2 protein-coding genes are annotated in these 935 nt (G+C 30.8%); both read right to left on the reverse strand.

Features of this window, described 5'->3' with window-relative positions; all coding sequences use genetic code 11:
- Positions 1-61: 61 nt before the first annotated feature.
- Positions 62-475 carry an acyl-CoA thioesterase gene (locus HMPREF2697_RS03630; protein ID WP_045771681.1) on the reverse strand — a complete coding sequence of 138 codons (414 nt, stop codon included), beginning with the start codon at positions 473-475 and terminating at the stop codon, positions 62-64.
- A gap of 17 nt (positions 476-492) precedes the next feature.
- Positions 493-828, reverse strand: a complete 336-nt coding sequence (gene traF / locus HMPREF2697_RS03635) for a DUF6568 family protein (RefSeq protein ID WP_045769109.1) — start codon at positions 826-828, stop codon at positions 493-495.
- Between the last annotated feature and the right edge of the window lie 107 nt (positions 829-935).

The following is a 935-nucleotide window of genomic DNA, read 5'->3' on the forward strand; positions in this document are numbered from 1 at the left end:
TATAACTTCTGAGGACTTTGTCTTCAATCTGAGAAGAAAATCAAAATGATTTTCTTCTTTTTTATTGCATAACTGAATGCTCTTTTAAAAGATTAAAAAATGAGGGATAATCTCTTTTAAGATTAACAAAACCACCATTCTTAGACAAGAAACTATGTTCAGAAGCAGCTGTACAAACAAGAACACCATTCTGATTTACCATATGGTATACAAAAGAAAGTTTAGCAGATTTAACACTTTTAACATTAATCTCAATAGAAATCACATCTGCAAAAGTAGAAGTAGCTTTATAGTCACAGGAAATTGAAGTAACAGGAGAGATAATTCCCTCCTCTTCAATTTTTTCATAAGGCCAACCTATCTCTCTTAGAAAAAAAGTTCTAGCCTCTTCCATCCATCGTACATAATTGGAATGATGAGTAATACCCATTCGATCTGTTTCATAATACTGGACCTCGTGTTTACAGATAAACATAAGAACCTCCAAGAAGATTAAGAAATAAAATCTAGAATGTCATCCTCAGAAAGAGAAGAGTCGCAAACAACCTTAGCAGTTCCATTTTCTGAAACAAAGAGGGCTGGAACAGTAGCAATTCCATATCTTTTACGTAAAGCTTGAATATATTCAAGTTCCTCAGTATTTTCACTATTAATATAGAAAATAGTAAAATTTGAATTACGTGCAACATTAGATAATTTAGGTTCAAAAAGTTGACAATATGGACAAGAAGGACGGCCAATAAATAAAATAAACTTATCTGTAGAAGAAATTTTATCTTTAGCAGTAGAAATAGAAATAGGTGTAAACGCTGATGCAAAATTCGACATAATAATACCTCTCAAATAAAATATAATCATATCATATCTGAAATTAAGAGTTTTAACAAGTAAATAACTTGACAAAAAAAGCTAGACCTAAGTCCAGCAATGAAATC

The organism is Streptococcus sp. HMSC064D12, assembly GCF_001837205.1.
GTDB classification, from domain to species: Bacteria; Bacillota; Bacilli; order Lactobacillales; family Streptococcaceae; genus Streptococcus; species Streptococcus salivarius_D.

Bases quoted from the DNA above. Each gene is read 5' to 3' on its own strand.
- HMPREF2697_RS03630 (WP_045771681.1), bottom strand. From the start codon at position 475: ATGTTTATCTGTAAACACGAGGTCCAGTATTATGAAACAGATCGAATG.
- traF (WP_045769109.1), bottom strand. From the start codon at position 828: ATGTCGAATTTTGCATCAGCGTTTACACCTATTTCTATTTCTACTGCT.